Origin of the sequence: Maritalea mobilis, assembly GCF_004363175.1 — a bacterium.
Classification (GTDB): domain Bacteria; phylum Pseudomonadota; class Alphaproteobacteria; order Rhizobiales; family Devosiaceae; genus Maritalea; species Maritalea mobilis.
The window spans coordinates 1,252,063-1,267,380 of the sequence record NZ_SNYR01000001.1 but is presented as its reverse complement, the minus strand read 5'-3'; the positions used below and the strand labels follow the sequence as shown (position 1 = coordinate 1,267,380).

Genomic DNA, 15,318 nt, shown 5'->3' with positions numbered 1-15,318 from the left:
TTCGATGATGGTGAAAATCGCATGGATGCGAGGAGCTGCAGACGCGAAATGCGCTGCAAACTCAATCGGTTAGCGATGAAATTTTGGAGATTATTGAAGGTGCCCGATTTGGCTTGGTGCAGGATGCACGTGTGCCACGGGCTTGCAGGTCGAAATTTTGTTTCGCGCATTTTTTTCATAATCAATAAGACAGTGGAATATACGGAAACTGAGTAATATGCAACCGTTTTGCAGAATTGATTGCATATGATGCTGATATTATAGCGAAAAATCTGAATCATTTGGTCAAATTTCAGATTTTAGAGAAAGTATAAATTTTAGAAAATTCTGCTATAATTCTTAGGTAATTTTAGCGAAGTTACATGTTTTTACTGTAAAAATATGTAGATTATTTGAAGTTTTGAAAATTGCATTTTTGTCGCGATTTTTTCACAATTTTAAACTGTGTTTTTTGCATCTTTGGCCAAAATCGAACAAAGGGTGTGTTTTCGAAAAGTGATCGATATGCGGATCTACGTGTGGAGACTTAAGCGCTTGTTAAAGCAGCTCGCGTATAAAGAAGGGTGTTAATTAATGTCATTTTTAAAAATTAGGCGGCACTTCTCCAAACATTTTGCCGCCACTGGAGCGCGAAATGTCTCTACTTCCATTCCCTAAAAAAGTGAATGATGCACAGCAAACCCTTGCAGCCTTTTCAAAATCTCAAGCCATTATCGAGTTTTCGCCAGATGGCACCATTTTAACAGCCAACCAGAACTTCCTCGATACGGTCGGGTATGAGCTTAGCGAGATTGTTGGGCAGCACCACCGCATGTTTGTTGAACCCGAATATGCTGCGAGTGCGGAATATCATGAGTTTTGGGAGCGGTTGGCGCGGTGCGAGTTTGATGCGGCTGAATATAAGCGACTGGGCAAGAACGGGAAGGAAATCTGGATTCAGGCGTCCTATAACCCGGTGTGTAAATCGGACGGGGTGCCGTATAAAATTGTGAAGATTGCCACGGATGTGACGGAGCGGAAGCTGAAGGATGCGGAGGCGAAGGGCAAGCTGGCGGCGATTTCAAAATCTCAGGCAGTGATTGAGTTTACGCCCAATGGTGAGATTTTGGCGGCGAATGAGAATTTTTGCAGTGTGATGGGATATAGCGAAGCTGAGATTTTGGGAAAGCATCACCGCATGTTTGTGGATGTGGCTTTTGCGCAGAGTGCTGAATATCAAGAATTTTGGCAATTGCTGAAAGATGGCACTTTTCAATCCGCTGAGTTTTGCCGCTATGGCAAAAACAAAAAGGAGGTTTGGATTCAAGCCACCTATAACCCAATTTTTGATATGAATGGCCGGGTGATCAAAGTGGTGAAAATTGCCACTGACATTACCGAGCGCAAGGTCTCCGAAGGCATTATTGTGCAGTTGCGCGATAGTTTGGCGGCGCTGGCCAATGGAGATTTGACGGGCAAGATCACCACTAAATTCACTGGTGATTATGAGGCGCTGCGCGAGGCTTATAATGACTCGTTGGATCGGTTCTCGGCGGTGATCCACAAATTGCGCAGCACATCGCGCGGGTTGAAAAATGCCACTGGTGAAATTTTGTCTGGGGCGAATGATTTGAGCGAGCGGACCACCAAGCAAGCGGCAACAATTGAAGAAACGTCGGCGGCGATGGAGCAATTGGCCAACACGGTGATGGCGAACGCGAAAAAGGCGGGCGATGCCAGCGCGAAATCGCGGGCGGTGAGCCAAAGCGCGGAAGAGGGCGGCGAGGTGATGACCAAGGCCAACCAGGCTATGGAGCGGATCACTGCGTCTAGCCAGAAAATTTCCAACATTATTGGCATGATTGACGATATTGCGTTTCAAACCAATTTGCTGGCGTTGAATGCTTCGGTTGAGGCGGCGCGGGCCGGGGAGGCGGGCAAAGGCTTTGCCGTGGTGGCGGTGGAAGTGCGCCGCTTGGCCCAATCTGCGGCAGAAGCCTCGAGCGAGGTGAAGCAATTGATTGAGCAATCGGCCAGTGAAGTGGGCAGCGGCTCGCAATTGGTGTTTGATGCGGCCAAGCAATTGACGGCGATGCTGGATGCGGTACGCGAAAATTCTGTGCTGATGGATGAGATTGCGGCGGAGAGCAAATCGCAAGCCTCTTCCATTGAGGAGGTGGATTTGGCCGTGCGGCAAATGGATGAGATGACCCAGCATAATGCGGCACTGGTTGAGCAAACCAATGCGGCCATTGAGCAAACGGAAAATCAGGCGATTGGGTTGGATAAAATTGTCGAAATTTTCCGGCTTGATGACATGATGCAAAGCCGGGCGGTGCAGGGCGAAGCTGAAATGCCGATGCATGACAGTGCCGCGGCGTGGATCACCAAATCGGCTTAAATCCAGATTACTTCTGACGGGCTGTTTCCAGCCCGTTGGTCAATTTTTTCAAAAGGCGTTGCAGCTCATTGAGTTCCGCATGGTCTAACGATGTGTTGTTGACCATGCAGGCGGTGATGTCTGGCGCTTTATCTTGCAGTGCGCGCCCGGCAGGGGTGAGGCGCACAATGATTTGGCGTTTATCCTTATCGCCTTGGGTGCGCTTGATGTGCCCCAGCGCCTCCAGCCGCTTGAGCAGCGGGGTGAGGGTGTTTGTGTTCATCCGCAAAATTTTGGCCAGTTCGGTGACCTTTTGCCCATCGCGCTCCCACAGCAGGGTGAGGGTTATATATTGCGGATAGGTGAGCCCAAGCCGCGCCAGATGCGGCGCGTAGCTTTGGTTGATGACGTGGGACGCGGTGTACACCCCATAACAGAACATATCCTCAGCGCGGGTGGGCAATTGCTCCATTGTCATCCTGATGTCCTTAAATTTGGTCGCACACGATATTATTATTGACATGGGCATGACATTTCATCAACACTGTCAAATTATATCGTGCACGATACAAATGGAGAAGGAAGATGAGCTGGTTGCCGAATTTGAAAACAGAAACTGCAGAAGAAGGTTTTGAGCTGGCGATTAAACTGTCGCGGATGGCGGTGAAGAAAACCCAGCCAGACGACGCCACCCGCACTAAACTGCGCGACGATTATGCGAACAGTGCTGACAGTTTGACGCTGGCCTCACAAGTGGTTGCAACGAACTTTCAGACCGTTGCTGCGGCTAATGATTATTGGCGGTGATTGTGGTGATGTGTTAGATTTAGTGGGATATATTTTGCAGAGATCAAAACTGGACAAAAACCTAGTTTCACATCGCGGTGAAACTCAGCATTTTTGTTTTGAAATCTTGAGTTTGGCTGAGTATTGAATAGCATTTTTTAAAAAAAGTGTGTAAGGCTGAGCCAAAAAGGACGTGACTTTGCCTGAATTGCCCGTTGTAGATATAACCAAAGGTGACGCTTGGAGCACGCAGACAGCTGCGTCACCTTTTAGGTATCCCGGCGGTAAAGGATTCATGACGAATTATCTGAAGCGCCATTTAGAAGCGATGAATTCGAATGGTGAAAAACTATTTGTTGAGCCATTTTGTGGTGGGGCAGGAGCAGCAATAAATTTGTTAAAGACTGGCGCGGTTGATCAGCTTCACCTAAATGATGCGGATATACGTATATACTCAGCTTGGAAGGCGATGATTACTGAGAGTGACCGTTTTTTAGATGCCATCCAGAGCGCGCGTTTGGATCTAGAAGAGTGGCATTTAAAAAGGGAAACGGTCAATAATTTAGATGAAACTGGCTATAGTTTCGAATTAGGATTCGCGTCATTTTATATGAATCGGACTACTCGTTCAGGGATTATTGAAAGAGCAGGCCCAATTGGGGGCTATGCGCAAAATGGCAAGTGGAAACTTGATGCACGTTTTAATAAAGCAGGCTTATGTAATAAAATTAAGTGGCTTTCATCTCAACGGGGGCGCATTGAGATAAGTAATAATGATGCATTAAGCTTATTGAACTCATTTTCAAAAAAATGCGATTTAGAAAGTACTCTGTTTTTTATTGATCCACCGTATGTCAAAGTAGGCGGTAGGCTTTACCTCAATGGCATGAATGAAGCTAAGCATATTGCTTTATCTGATCTTCTAATCAATAGAACGTTGCCTAATTGGGTTCTTACTTATGATAACCACCCACTTATCAGAGCATTATATGCGAGTGAGGATTTGTCAGAGATCGTTGTAAATTACAGTTTGCAAGCTAAAAGAAAAGAGAGCGAAATATTAGTTCTACCTGCCTCCCGGGTTTAACCCATCCGCTCGCATCGCTTGAATCCAATCAGCTATCTCTGGAAGGCCATTTGCTTCGTCAAACTCAATGCCGTTTTGAAGAATCTGTATCGCCTTAGTTGCATATTTAGGTATGCGGGTGCGATCAAGTATGGTCCCGTGTGATGTATGTTCGCTCATCCAAGTTTTAACATCAATAATTCGAAAGGGGATAAGCGTTGCAGAAGTTACATCGCCACAATGTCTCATATCGATATAATTCTGTTCAAATGTCCTTACATGCACGCTGACAGGTTTGCCTCTCCAGTTTCTTCCACTTGCAACTTGACCATAGCTAAACCTAGTGGGAGGAGGGCGATCCTCTACACTCCAAGAAATAACATCAATGCCCCCGTCTTTCTCTAAAGGGGCTGTATATTTTCCAGGCGCCTTACGCGGATCAATTCCAGCGCCTCTATGTGCGGCGCGATTGAGCGTTTCGAGAATCGTATTACCATTTTTTCTTGGCCAACCTATGCTGGCTGCTGAACCATTGTTCCATCCTGCCATAGCAAATACTGAGATCACTTGAAATATTCTATTTCGGAGTATTTGTATTAATTGACTTTGCACGTCGTAATCGAGCAGACTTTTTTTCGATAAATGTGTCGTCAAAAGACAAGCTATGTAGAAACCGTAAGTATCTTCACGCCAGTTTTCTTTGAGCGTAAGTTCCTCGCCATCATTGCTTAACTCAAATGGATACGCACCTTCGCATCCCTTAATACGTTCATCTATCTCGTTTTCAATGCTTTCGCGGATGCGTTCCTTATCCCGATCAGATTCGCCAAAATCGTCATTATGTTCTTCAGCTTGCTCACCCAAAATTGCGTCAATTGTGTCCAATCGTGCCACGTGAAATTCATTGAAGAAAGCATTTAGCTCAAGCCAATCTGTCAGCGTAACTTCGTCATCACTTAAACTTGGAGTCGCAGTCGGTTCAACGTTCATTTCTCGGTGCTGCTTTTTTCAAGTGAATCAATTACTGAATTGATAGTATTTAGAATCAAGTTAGCTCTTTTAACGGCTGATTCTGCGACGGACTGAAGTTCAGACTGAGTCTCTGGATCGAAACCGTCTAATGACTGGAGCGCTTTTTGTAATTCCTCGGTTGCAACAAACAAGTGTCTGGAGAATCTAACGTCAATTGGTGTCGCGGTAATTGTCGCTGCATTAAGATCGCCACTTGCTTCCAATTGTTTGGTGGCTTGCTTATCGCTGAGTACCTCTTTCAACTTACCTAAGTCTGGATTTTGGCTTTTGACAACCGGCGACACATCTTCGCTTTTTGACCCATACAACCACACAAGTAATTTTCGGAGTTTTTCAAAATTATTCTTGTGAACAGGTTCTCGTTCAGGGTCGCGATCACGTGAAGGCCTGCGCATCTCGAGAAAGTCGGTTACTTCAGAGTAAGAGATGCCAGTATATAAATGCGAAAAACTGAAAGATCTTTTGAAACGGTCATCTACGCTGTAAACTTCATTTGTTTCTGCTTGCTGTAGAACATAGTATGCAGTAACCATACGAAGTATAGTTGCGTGTTTGTCTCCCATGCGATTTGCGATGTCTTGAAGTGAAAGCGGGTTTGTCAAGCCTCGTTGTGAATCGAGCCAGCGTGCGGCAAATGTTGCTTTTGCATAAGCATCCCAAGCCTGGGGCCGTTGATGTGCTTAAACCCAATTAACTCGCGTGCATCTTCTTCTCTCTCAACTCTATAAACCAAAATATTAAGCAGAGTTGATCTAATTTCATTACTGAAATTAGGGACCGACAATTTGGCTTTTGATGCGAGATCAGGGTTTAATAGGCTTTTCAGCGCGGCGAGACGTCTGTTCCCCTCTAGTACAACTAATTTCTCGTCCCTTAGAACGACGATCAGGGGCTCAATGTTTATGTAGCCGCTAGTTGAAATCGACTGCACTAGTTCCGCTAAATCTGCGCTGCTTGCAAGCTTTGAGATAATTGCTTCATCGCTTTTTCCATTAGGCTGTTTGTCAGGCGTAAAGCGTGGATTGTCACAGTCGAAATCCAATAGATTTACGTCGACTTTTGTGGATTGCCGCACTGGTGCGATATTATCCCAGTCCATTAGAAATACTTCCTTGTGAAAATTTGCTGTTCTCTGAAAGAGATTACCCCTATGGCACGGTATCACAAAAAAACAAATAATAGTAAAGGCGTTGTTGTAATTCGAATGCTGAACGTTCCGTACTTCCATTGAGTTCTATTCTGAAATTAGTGGCAGCGCCAATCTCCCAAATGCATAAACAACACCCCTATACACTCGCCGCAGCGGCCAGCCCCTTATCCAACGCCCCAATCATCCGGGTTACATCATCTGCCGTGATCACCAGTGGCGGTGACAGGATGATATTGTTGCCGGAGACGCGGATGGTTACGCCTGCCTCGTAAGCCGCGTCGAAGGCGGCGGCTATGGCTGGTTTTGAGGCGGGGGTTTTGGTGGGGCGGTCGTCAACCAGTTCGATGGCGGCCATGAGGCCGATGCCGCGGGTGTCGCCGACGATCTGGTGTTTTTCTTTCAGTTGCTCGAGGCCGTTTTGCAGCTCTATGCCCCGCGCTTCTGCGTTTTCCCACACTTTGGCTTTTTTGATTTCGGCCAAGGTGGCGAGGGCCGCCGCGCAGCCGACCGGGTGGGCCGAATAGGTGTAACCATGGCCGATATTGCCCACAGCGTCTTTATTGCTTTCGAAGGCTTCGACCACTTTTTCGCCCATCATGGCCGCGCCGAACGGGAAGTATGAATTGGTGATGGCTTTGGCGGTGCACATCATATCTGGTGCCACGCCCCAGAGGCGCGAGCCGTGCACATCGCCTGTGCGGCCAAAGGCGGTGATCACTTCATCGGCGATCAGTAAAATGCCGTGCTTGTCGCACACGTCGCGCACCATGGGCATAAAGCTTTTGTGCGGCACGATCACCCCGCCAGCGCCGAGCACCGGCTCCATGATCATGGCGGCGATGGTATCTGCGCCTTGGAAGGCGATTTCATCTTCCAGCATGGCGATGCAGCGATTGGCGATTTCTTCTGCATTGTCGGTGCCGAATGGATTTCGGTAGGTCCATGGGGCAGCGATTTGGAAGCAGCCCGCCAGCATCGGCTCATAATTGCGGCGGAAATTGGCGTTGCCATTCACGGACGCGCCGCCAAAATGGGTGCCGTGATAGCCTTTTTTGAGGCTGATAAATTTGGTGCGTTCGCCTTCGCCGCGCACTTTATGATATTGCCGTGCCAGGCGCAGGCAGGTTTCAACGGAATCAGAACCGCCGGAGGTGTAAAAAGCGCGGGTAAGGCCTTCTGGTTTGAACCATTCATTCAGCTCAAAGGACAGTTCCACCGCCTTATCATTGGTGGTGCCGCGGAAGGCGGAATAATAAGGCAGTTCGGCCAATTGCTCTGTCATGGCCTGTTTGATGCTGTCGACCGAATAGCCCAAATTGGCGTTCCACAGGCCGCCCACCGCATCCAGCGTGGTGTGGCCATCAATGTCGGTGATTTCCACACCCTTGGCGCCGCGGATCATTTTCGGCGGATTGTTGCGCATATCGGCCGGGTGGGCCATAGGGTGCCACATATGTTTGGCGTTGTTTTCTTTCAAAAAGTTGGAATCGAGCATCTAGGCCTCCTGAACGGCTGATATGCCAAGCTTTGTAAGCGCTTCGGCGTAACTTTTATTGGGGTGTTGCACGTCGAAATGAACAATGTTCATGCCCGCCTTGCGCGCGCCTTCAATGTTGCGGCGCTGATCGTCCACAAACACGCAATGGGCGGGGGCAATGTTCATTTGATCGAAGATGAGTTGATATGCGCGCGGATCGGGCTTCAAAATGCCCGTATAGGTGGCATCCACGATGCATTCGAAATCTGCCATGAAGGACAGTTTGTCTTTAAAATCAGCGCCGTAAAACAAGTCCAGCTCATTGCTGAGGATGGCCAGGCGCACGCCATTTGCTTTGGCGGTTTCAATTGTGTGCAAAAATTCCGGGCGGATGATTTCCATCGGGTGCGCAGCGCGGGCGGCGACAACAAAGTCTGACATTTTCGACCAGTCTTTGCCCACCAATTGGCCGGTTTCTTTGGCGCGGATGGTCCAATAATCACGCTCGGTGATTTCGTCGCGCTGCATGCGTTGCCACAACTCATCCGTTTCCGGCGCGAACGGGCCTTGCCAAGTGAGCGTGCCCGGCGCGAGGCCGAGGGCTTTTTCGGTGAGGGGGTGGGTTTCAAACATGGTGCGGGAAATGACGCCGCCAAAATCCAAAACCAGTGCACGATCAGTCATAGTCACCTATCGAATGAGTTTTTGAACATTGGGATGCAGCACGCCGCCAATCGCAGTGGTGATGCGGGCGGAGGCGGCGGCCACGTTGCGTTTGACCTTGGTCACCAACTCATCGCTTTTGCGGGTGATGGGCATGGCCACAGCAATGGCGCCTGCGGCGGAGCCATCGGCATTAAAATAGGGCATGGCAAGGCCAGCAACGTCTGATTCAAAGCCATGCTCGTTGAGGTAAAACCCATCTTCTTTGGCTTTAAGTACCCGCTGGCGAATCGCGTCTGGGTCGGTTTCGGTGAATTTGGTGTATTTGCCCAATTGCTGGCGCAGTGCAGCTTCCATCAGATCAGGTTCATTAAAGGCCAAAAAGGCAATGCCGGACGCCGTTGCGTGGAAGGGCAACGGCTCGGTCGGGTCAATCATCACCACGGTGCCGCGGTGCGGCTCCTTATGTGCGATGGTGATCAGTGCGCTCGGCCCGGCCACGCTTGCGTGTGCTGTTTCATGGGTGATTTCGCACAGCCAATCTACTGTTTGGGTGGCAATAGCGGTGATCGGCGTGGTGGCTTCGCGCACCCGCGCCAAATGTAGGAAGCCGCTGCCTAGCCTGTAGGCCTTGGTGATTTGGTTTTGCTCAATGAAGTGATGCTTGATCAGGGATTTGAGAATACGCCGCGTGGTCGCCTTGTCCAAATCGGCAAGGCGCGCCAATTCCGACAAGCCAATTTCTGGCTGTGTGGGCGTAAAATGGCTCAAAAGGCCCATGGCTTTATCTACAGTTTTCATAAGGCGAAAAATCAATTGCTTCACATGTTCATAAAAATCTTGACTCAGATCGGTTCACAATGCAACCATTAAATGTGCCGATGGTGATAATAATGAACCATGGGTAGAATTTCGAACGCTGTAGGGAGGAAATCATGCGTGCGATCCGTTCACTTATCTCGGTGGTCCTGTTGGGACTGGCGACCATTATGGCTGCACTTACGCCAGCCATGGCTGAATATCCGGAAAAACCTGTTTCATTTGTGGTGCCATTCCCACCTGGGGATTTGGAAGATGTGCTGACCCGCATGATCGCAGAAGAGTTTCAAACTATGTATGGCGTGCCCGCAGCTGTGGTGAACAAGCCCGGTGGCGGCGGTGGACCTTTCCCTGGCGCAGCAGAAGTGGCGCAAGCGCCTGCTGATGGATATACGATCGGATCATTCGTGGTGGATATTCCGCTGGTTGGCCCCTATGTGGGCATTCCAGCGTTGGAGCCAGATCCATTTGAGCCCGTTGGCATTTTTTTGACCTATCCGTTCGTGATTGCGTCTTCAAAAGCCGCGCCATATCAAAATGTTGATGAGCTGGCCGCCTTTTCTAAAGATAATAAATTGCTGCTTGGTCATTTCGGTTCGTTCCTGATCCCAACCCAGGTGACGATGGCGCTTGGTGAAGAGCGTGGCGTGCAATTCTATTCAAATGCTGCGTTTGATGCGTTGGATTGCAACACTTTGGCTTCCGGCGATGCGGATGTGATCAACACCACCTTGCAGTTGATTTTGCCATGTCTCGACAAGGTGAATGTGTTGGCGACAGTTACCACGGATCGCATTCCGTTGGTGCCAGATAGCCCAACCGTTGGTGAGCTTGAGCCTTCGCTCAATATCGCGCTTTGGAATGGCTTGTTTGTGCATAAGGACACGCCAGCAGATGTGCGCGAGAAAATTGCCGCCGCAGCCCAAAAGGCATTGGCCAGCGATGCCGCGAAAAAGCTGGCTGAAGAAACTGGTGCCGGTGTTTATTGGCAAGGCGCTGAAGAGGCCGCTGCGCGGATTGAAGCAGATCGAGCGGTGGCAGACACGGTTGCTCGCTTTGCAGAAGAATAGGTTGAATTTGGCCGGGGCAATTTGCTCCGGCCAAATCATATTGGTGAGTTTGATCTAACCATGATTCAAGAAAATGAGATTGGCGGCAAATCTAATCGGGCCGAGAGGGTCGAGGATTATTTTGTTTCGCCTTACAGCTCGGCACTGGTTTGGTTTGGCGTTTGCACCTTTTTGGTGGCGATTTTTTTGGCCAGCCAATTGGGGGCGCAGGCCAAGTTTTTTGACAATCTGCCATTGGAAAAACAGCCGGGTCTTTGGTCTGCCATCGGCATTGTCGGCATGTTGTTCTTTGGTTTTTTCCAAATGCTGCAATTTTGGTTTCACCGCAATGGGTTGCAAGCGCCGGGCTTTGTTGCCGAAGCCTTGGTGTGGCTGAAAGCCGCGGAATATGTGCTGTGGTTTATGGCCTATGTGAGCTTGGTGCCGCTGACGGGTTATTTGCCCACCACCATCGGCTTTCTGCTGCTGATGACTTGGCGGCTGGGCTATCGCGCGGGCCAATATTATCTGCTTGCGGCGCTGACCGGGCTTTTGATCGTGGTGGTGTTTAAGAGCTTCTTGCAGGTGAAAATACCTGGTGGGGCGCTTTATGAATATCTGCCTGCGGCGGTGCGCGGCTTTGCCATTCTATATTTATGAGTTCGGGTTTTAGGGGCGATTTGTGGAACTCTTATTGACAAGTTTAAGCGCGCTGGCGCGGATTGATGTGGCGATTGCGCTGTTTGTTGGCTCGGTCGGCGGCGTGATTATTGGCGCTATTCCGGGGGTGGGGCCAGCCATCGCCATCGCGATTTTGCTGCCGGCGACCTTTGCGCTGGAGCCGATTGTGGGGTTGACCCTTTTGTTGGGCATTTATGGTTCGTCCATGTATGGCGGGGCGATCCCGGCCATTTTGGTCAACGCACCGGGTACAGCGGTGAACGCACTTACCACTTATGATGGTTTCCCCATGACCAAGCGGGGCGAGGCCGCACGGGCCTTGTCATTGGCGTTTGGTGCCAGCTTTTGCGGCGGGATCATTTCGATCATCGCCTTGATGTTGCTGTCGCCCGTGTTGGCTGCGGTGGCGCCAATGTTTGGTTCGCGCGAAATTTTCCTCGCGGCCCTGTTGGGCATGGTGCTGGTGGTGGTGACCCATCGTGGGCAAGCCTTGGCGGCAGGCGCGTTGCTCTGTTTGGGTATTTTCATCAACACCATTGGATTGGAATCCATACGCTACACCCAGCGATACACTTTTGATCAGCCTTGGTTGGCTTCTGGTATCGATTTGATTGTTGTGGTGCTTGGCCTTTTCGCGCTGTCACAGGCGTTTTTGCTGCTGGTGGGCGAAGATGAGCATAATGAACCGCCTGCTTTAGTGGGTAAGCTTTTTGACGGGCTGCGGGAAGTGCTGCGGATGCCGAAAATCTTTGTGCCTTCTGCCGGTTTCGGTGTGGTGATGGGCATGATCCCCGGTGTGGGCGAGTTTCTGGCCCAGTTCTTTTCCTATTCGCTGGCGCGCAAAACATCTGGCAATGGTGAGAATTTCGGCAAAGGGGCACCAGAGGGCTTGGTGGCATCTGAGGCGGCGAATAATGCCGTGCCTGCTGCGGCCATGATCCCGCTTTTGGCATTGGGCATTCCGGGCGAGGCGCTGACCGCGATGATGCTGGCGGTGTTTTATGTGCACAATGTGATTCCTGGTCCGCAATTGTTCGCCAACGATTTTGACTTCATTCTCAGCCTTTATCTGGCATTGATTGTGCTGAATGTGTTGGCCTTTGCCTTCTTGCTGGGCACCACCAAATGGCTCACCCAAGTGGTGCGCATTCCCAATCGTTTTTTGGGGATGGTGATTTTGGTGCTGAGCTTTGTCGGCGTCTTTTCACTACGTAACTCAATCATTGATTGTGCCATTGCGGCGGCCTTTGGCATGTTTGGTTTGATGCTCAAGCGGTTGAATTTGCCGATTGTGCCGATCATTCTCGGCATGGTGCTCGGCGGCATTATGGAAGTGAAATTCCGCACCAGCATGGCACGGGTTGAGACGGTTTTCGACTTTATTGAGCGGCCCGTGGCGCAGGTGCTTTTCGGCATCATCGTGATTGTGCTGGTGGCTCATTTCTATTCGCTATTTCGCGCTAAAAATCCAAGGACTTAAGAATGATCACGCAAGAAGAGATCAATGCGCTACGCCACAAGGTGATTGCGCCGCAAAAAATGCTGATTGATGGCCAATGGGTCGATGCCAGCGATGGTGGCACTGTTGATGTGGTGAGCCCGATTGACGGCAAAAAGCTGACAACATTGGCGGCGGCAACTGTTGAAGATGTGGACCGGGCGGTGCTTGCGGCGCGCAAGGTTTTTGAGCGCGGAGACTGGTCGCGCATGGCGCCGCAGGGCCGCATGAAAATAATGCACAAAATTGCCGATCTGATCGCGGACAATGCAAAAGAAATGGCAGTGCTGGGCGCACGGGATAATGGCACGGAAATCGGCATGGCAATCAAAGCCGAGCCGGGATCAGCAGCGGGCACATTCCGCTTTTATGCAGAAGCCATCGACAAGGTTTACGGTGAAATTGCGCCCACTGCAGACAATCAATTGGCACTCATCCACCGTGAGCCAGTTGGTGTGGTGGGGGCGATTGTGCCTTGGAACTTCCCGATGATGATCGGGGCATGGAAAATTGCGCCTGCACTGGCAGCGGGCAACAGCGTGGTGTTGAAACCATCAGAGGCTGCATCGCTCAACTTGTTGCGCTTGGCCGAAATTTGCCAAGAAGCGGGTTTGCCGGATGGGGTGTTGAACGTGATCACAGGCAGCGGTTCTATGGCGGGCGAGGCCATGGGCCTGCACCATGATATTGATATTATCGGCTTTACCGGGTCTGGCGGTGTGGGGCGACGGTTGATGGATTATGCTGCCCGCTCCAATATGAAGCGGCTCTATCTCGAATTGGGCGGCAAGTCCCCCAACATTATTTTTGCCGATGCGGCGGATTTGGACCATGCGGCGAAGGTTTCTGCGGCTGGTATTTTCCGAAATTCGGGGGAAGTGTGCGTGGCGGGATCGCGCATATTGGTCGAGCGGACCATTCATGATGCCTTTGTTGAAAAACTGCGCGCCGAAACCGCGAAATATAAAGTCGGTGACCCGTTGGATTTGGGCAACAATATTGGCGCGATCACCACGGCGCAGCAACTTGAGGGCGATTTGGCCTTTGTAGAGCGGGCGCAAAAAGAAGGTGGCACCTTGGTGACGGGCGGCAAGCAACTTAATGCCGGGCAGGGCTATTATATGGAGCCAACTATTTTCACCGACATCAAGCCGAATATGGATTTGTTCCAAAATGAGGTGTTTGGGCCAGTGGTGTCTGTCACGCCTTTCGATACGGAAGAAGAAGCCGTGGCATTGGCCAATGGCACGGACTTTGGCTTAGCGGCGGGCGTGTGGACATCGAACTTGTCGCGGGCGCACCGCATGGTCCGCAACATCAAATCTGGCGTGGTGCATGTGAACACTTATGGCGGCGCGGGCAATAATGTGCCGCTGGCAGGCATGAAGCAGTCTGGCAATGGGGCAGACAAGTCGCTCCACGCGATTGAGAAATATGAAAATCTGAAAACGGCTTGGATCCAGCTTTAGGGAGGCACCATGGCAGAGAAGAAAACCATTTTGGTGATCGGCACTTATGACACCAAATCCGATGAGCTGGATTATTTGACCAATGCCATCAAAGGGCAGGGCGGCAATGTGCTCACCATGGATGTGAGCGTTTTGGGCGACCCACCAACGCCGACGGATGTGTCGAAGCATGACGTGGCGGAGGCGGCTGGGTCGAGCATTCAGGAAGCCATCGACTCCGGTGATGAGAATGTGGCGATGCAGATTATGGCGCGGGGTGCATCTGCCCTGTGTCAGCAATTGCAGGCTGAGGGTCGCATTGATGGGATGATCGCTATGGGTGGCTCTATGGGCACCGATCTGGCGCTGGATTGCGCACGAGCACTGCCACTTGGGGTGCCGAAATATATCATTTCCACCATCGCATTTTCACCGCTTATTCCAGCGGATCGTTTGGCGACAGATATTCAGATGATCCTGTGGGCTGGGGGGCTTTATGGCTTGAATTCGGTGTGCAAAGCATCGTTGAGCCAAGCGGCTGGTGCGGTGTTGGGCGCAACGCAGGCGGTTCAGCTGCCTGCTGAAGGTCGCCCAATGATTGGCATGACCAGCATGGGGTCTACCTGCTTGCGCTATATGAAAGCACTAAAGCCTGCACTGGAAGAGCGGGGCTTTGAAGTGGCCATTTTCCACGCGACTGGCATGGGCGGCATGGCGTTTGAAAATCTGGCGCGTGAAGGCAAATTTGCGTGCGTGATGGATTTTGCACCACAGGAGATGGGCAATGAATTGATGGGGTCGGTGGTCAGCTCCGGGCCGGATCGGTTGCGCGGTGCGGCCGTTTCTGGCACGCCTGCGATGATTGCGCCGGGCTGTATTGATCTGGTGGATTTTCCGGGCTGGCAGCCTTTTCCTGAGCAGTTTAATGACCGCTCATTCCATGCTCATAATCGGCTTTTGTCGTCTGCCACATTGAATGCAGATGAGCGGCGTTTGTTGGCGCGAGAATTAGCGGGGCGTGCTGCGGAAAATAAAGCGCCAACCCATATCATTTCGCCGCTTCAAGGCATTGAAGAGTGGGACAAGCCGGGTGAGCCTGCGTATGAGCCGGAAAATCACGCGGCCTTTGTGGCGGAACTGGCTAAATCAGTGCAGGGGCAGGTCGGCTTCACGGAACTGGATTGCCACATCAATGATCAAGCGTTTAGCGACTTTGTGCTGCAACTGTTTGATCAGTGGTTGGCTGATGGCACGGTGAAAAATCCGAAAGCATAAAGCTAGAAGGCGCGG

15 protein-coding genes are annotated in these 15,318 nt (G+C 50.8%); 8 read left to right on the top strand and 7 right to left on the bottom strand.

The window, feature by feature from the left end:
* The first annotated feature begins 634 nt into the window (after positions 1–634).
* Complete coding sequence (locus tag ATL17_RS06080) at positions 635–2,380, top strand: methyl-accepting chemotaxis protein (RefSeq protein WP_133571856.1); 1,746 nt, start codon at positions 635–637, stop codon at positions 2,378–2,380.
* A 7-nt stretch (positions 2,381–2,387) separates the two neighbouring features.
* On the opposite strand, the gene ATL17_RS06075 is transcribed toward ATL17_RS06080, so the two are convergent.
* Positions 2,388–2,837, bottom strand: coding sequence for a MarR family winged helix-turn-helix transcriptional regulator (locus ATL17_RS06075; protein WP_208111124.1), 450 nt, complete (start codon positions 2,835–2,837; stop codon positions 2,388–2,390).
* Between the two features lie 107 nt (positions 2,838–2,944).
* Here ATL17_RS06075 and ATL17_RS06070 point away from each other — a divergent pair, with 107 nt between their 5' ends.
* Both ATL17_RS06070 and ATL17_RS06065 read left to right on the top strand, forming a co-directional pair.
* Positions 2,945–3,166: a hexameric tyrosine-coordinated heme protein gene (locus tag ATL17_RS06070; protein ID WP_027834795.1), complete on the top strand. Its 222-nt coding sequence runs from the start codon at positions 2,945–2,947 to the stop codon at positions 3,164–3,166.
* 178 nt (positions 3,167–3,344) lie between these two features.
* Complete coding sequence (locus tag ATL17_RS06065; RefSeq protein ID WP_246028634.1) at positions 3,345–4,232, top strand: DNA adenine methylase; 888 nt, start codon at positions 3,345–3,347, stop codon at positions 4,230–4,232.
* Here ATL17_RS06065 and ATL17_RS06060 read toward each other — a convergent pair.
* The 6 genes from ATL17_RS06060 to ATL17_RS06040 all read right to left on the bottom strand — a co-directional run bounded on the left by ATL17_RS06060 (position 4,212) and on the right by ATL17_RS06040 (position 9,334).
* Positions 4,212–5,201, bottom strand: a complete 990-nt coding sequence (locus tag ATL17_RS06060; RefSeq protein WP_133571855.1) for a hypothetical protein — start codon at positions 5,199–5,201, stop codon at positions 4,212–4,214. The two genes, ATL17_RS06065 and ATL17_RS06060, sit on opposite strands and share 21 nt — an antisense overlap.
* Positions 5,198–5,806, bottom strand: coding sequence for a hypothetical protein (locus ATL17_RS16990; protein WP_208111123.1), 609 nt, complete (start codon positions 5,804–5,806; stop codon positions 5,198–5,200). The genes ATL17_RS06060 and ATL17_RS16990 overlap by 4 nt, the downstream gene beginning before the upstream one ends.
* A gap of 35 nt (positions 5,807–5,841) precedes the next feature.
* Positions 5,842–6,342: a ParB/Srx family N-terminal domain-containing protein gene (locus ATL17_RS16985; protein ID WP_208111122.1), complete on the bottom strand. Its 501-nt coding sequence runs from the start codon at positions 6,340–6,342 to the stop codon at positions 5,842–5,844.
* 187 nt (positions 6,343–6,529) lie between these two features.
* The gene (locus tag ATL17_RS06050) at positions 6,530–7,888 is read right to left on the bottom strand and encodes an aminotransferase class III-fold pyridoxal phosphate-dependent enzyme (protein ID WP_133571854.1); all 1,359 of its coding nucleotides are present in this window, start codon (positions 7,886–7,888) and stop codon (positions 6,530–6,532) included.
* Complete coding sequence (locus ATL17_RS06045) at positions 7,889–8,554, bottom strand: HAD-IA family hydrolase (protein WP_133571853.1); 666 nt, start codon at positions 8,552–8,554, stop codon at positions 7,889–7,891.
* Positions 8,555–8,560: 6 nt separating this feature from the next.
* Positions 8,561–9,334 (bottom strand): IclR family transcriptional regulator, encoded by a 774-nt coding sequence (locus ATL17_RS06040; RefSeq protein ID WP_133571852.1) that lies wholly within the window; start codon positions 9,332–9,334, stop codon positions 8,561–8,563.
* 134 nt (positions 9,335–9,468) lie between these two features.
* Between ATL17_RS06040 and ATL17_RS06035 the strand changes: the two genes are divergently transcribed.
* From ATL17_RS06035 to ATL17_RS06015, 5 genes are read left to right on the top strand one after another with little or no spacing between them, the layout of a single operon-like run.
* On the top strand, positions 9,469–10,422 hold the full coding sequence (locus ATL17_RS06035) for a tripartite tricarboxylate transporter substrate-binding protein (protein WP_208111121.1): 954 nt from the start codon (positions 9,469–9,471) through the stop codon (positions 10,420–10,422).
* 60 nt (positions 10,423–10,482) lie between these two features.
* Complete coding sequence (locus ATL17_RS06030; RefSeq protein WP_133571851.1) at positions 10,483–11,061, top strand: tripartite tricarboxylate transporter TctB family protein; 579 nt, start codon at positions 10,483–10,485, stop codon at positions 11,059–11,061.
* Positions 11,062–11,083: 22 nt separating this feature from the next.
* Positions 11,084–12,562, top strand: a complete 1,479-nt coding sequence (locus ATL17_RS06025; protein WP_133571850.1) for a tripartite tricarboxylate transporter permease — start codon at positions 11,084–11,086, stop codon at positions 12,560–12,562.
* A 2-nt stretch (positions 12,563–12,564) separates the two neighbouring features.
* A complete protein-coding gene (locus tag ATL17_RS06020) occupies positions 12,565–14,049 on the top strand; it encodes an aldehyde dehydrogenase family protein (RefSeq protein ID WP_133571849.1) in 1,485 nt (494 codons plus the stop codon).
* Between the two features lie 9 nt (positions 14,050–14,058).
* Complete coding sequence (locus ATL17_RS06015; RefSeq protein WP_133571848.1) at positions 14,059–15,303, top strand: Tm-1-like ATP-binding domain-containing protein; 1,245 nt, start codon at positions 14,059–14,061, stop codon at positions 15,301–15,303.
* Positions 15,304–15,318: the final 15 nt, after the last annotated feature.

Excerpts from the sequence above, each read along its gene's own strand:
- ATL17_RS06045 (WP_133571853.1), bottom strand. The coding sequence starts at position 8,554 with ATGACTGATCGTGCACTGGTTTTGGATTTTGGCGGCGTCATTTCCCGC.
- ATL17_RS06015 (WP_133571848.1), top strand. The coding sequence starts at position 14,059 with ATGGCAGAGAAGAAAACCATTTTGGTGATCGGCACTTATGACACCAAA.
- ATL17_RS16990 (WP_208111123.1), bottom strand. The coding sequence starts at position 5,806 with ATGGGAGACAAACACGCAACTATACTTCGTATGGTTACTGCATACTAT.
- ATL17_RS06030 (WP_133571851.1), top strand. The coding sequence starts at position 10,483 with ATGATTCAAGAAAATGAGATTGGCGGCAAATCTAATCGGGCCGAGAGG.
- ATL17_RS06070 (WP_027834795.1), top strand. The coding sequence starts at position 2,945 with ATGAGCTGGTTGCCGAATTTGAAAACAGAAACTGCAGAAGAAGGTTTT.
- ATL17_RS16985 (WP_208111122.1), bottom strand. The coding sequence starts at position 6,342 with ATGGACTGGGATAATATCGCACCAGTGCGGCAATCCACAAAAGTCGAC.
- ATL17_RS06060 (WP_133571855.1), bottom strand. The coding sequence starts at position 5,201 with ATGAACGTTGAACCGACTGCGACTCCAAGTTTAAGTGATGACGAAGTT.
- ATL17_RS06080 (WP_133571856.1), top strand. The coding sequence starts at position 635 with ATGTCTCTACTTCCATTCCCTAAAAAAGTGAATGATGCACAGCAAACC.
- ATL17_RS06040 (WP_133571852.1), bottom strand. The coding sequence starts at position 9,334 with ATGAAAACTGTAGATAAAGCCATGGGCCTTTTGAGCCATTTTACGCCC.
- ATL17_RS06020 (WP_133571849.1), top strand. The coding sequence starts at position 12,565 with ATGATCACGCAAGAAGAGATCAATGCGCTACGCCACAAGGTGATTGCG.
- ATL17_RS06050 (WP_133571854.1), bottom strand. The coding sequence starts at position 7,888 with ATGCTCGATTCCAACTTTTTGAAAGAAAACAACGCCAAACATATGTGG.
- ATL17_RS06035 (WP_208111121.1), top strand. The coding sequence starts at position 9,469 with ATGCGTGCGATCCGTTCACTTATCTCGGTGGTCCTGTTGGGACTGGCG.
- ATL17_RS06075 (WP_208111124.1), bottom strand. The coding sequence starts at position 2,837 with ATGACAATGGAGCAATTGCCCACCCGCGCTGAGGATATGTTCTGTTAT.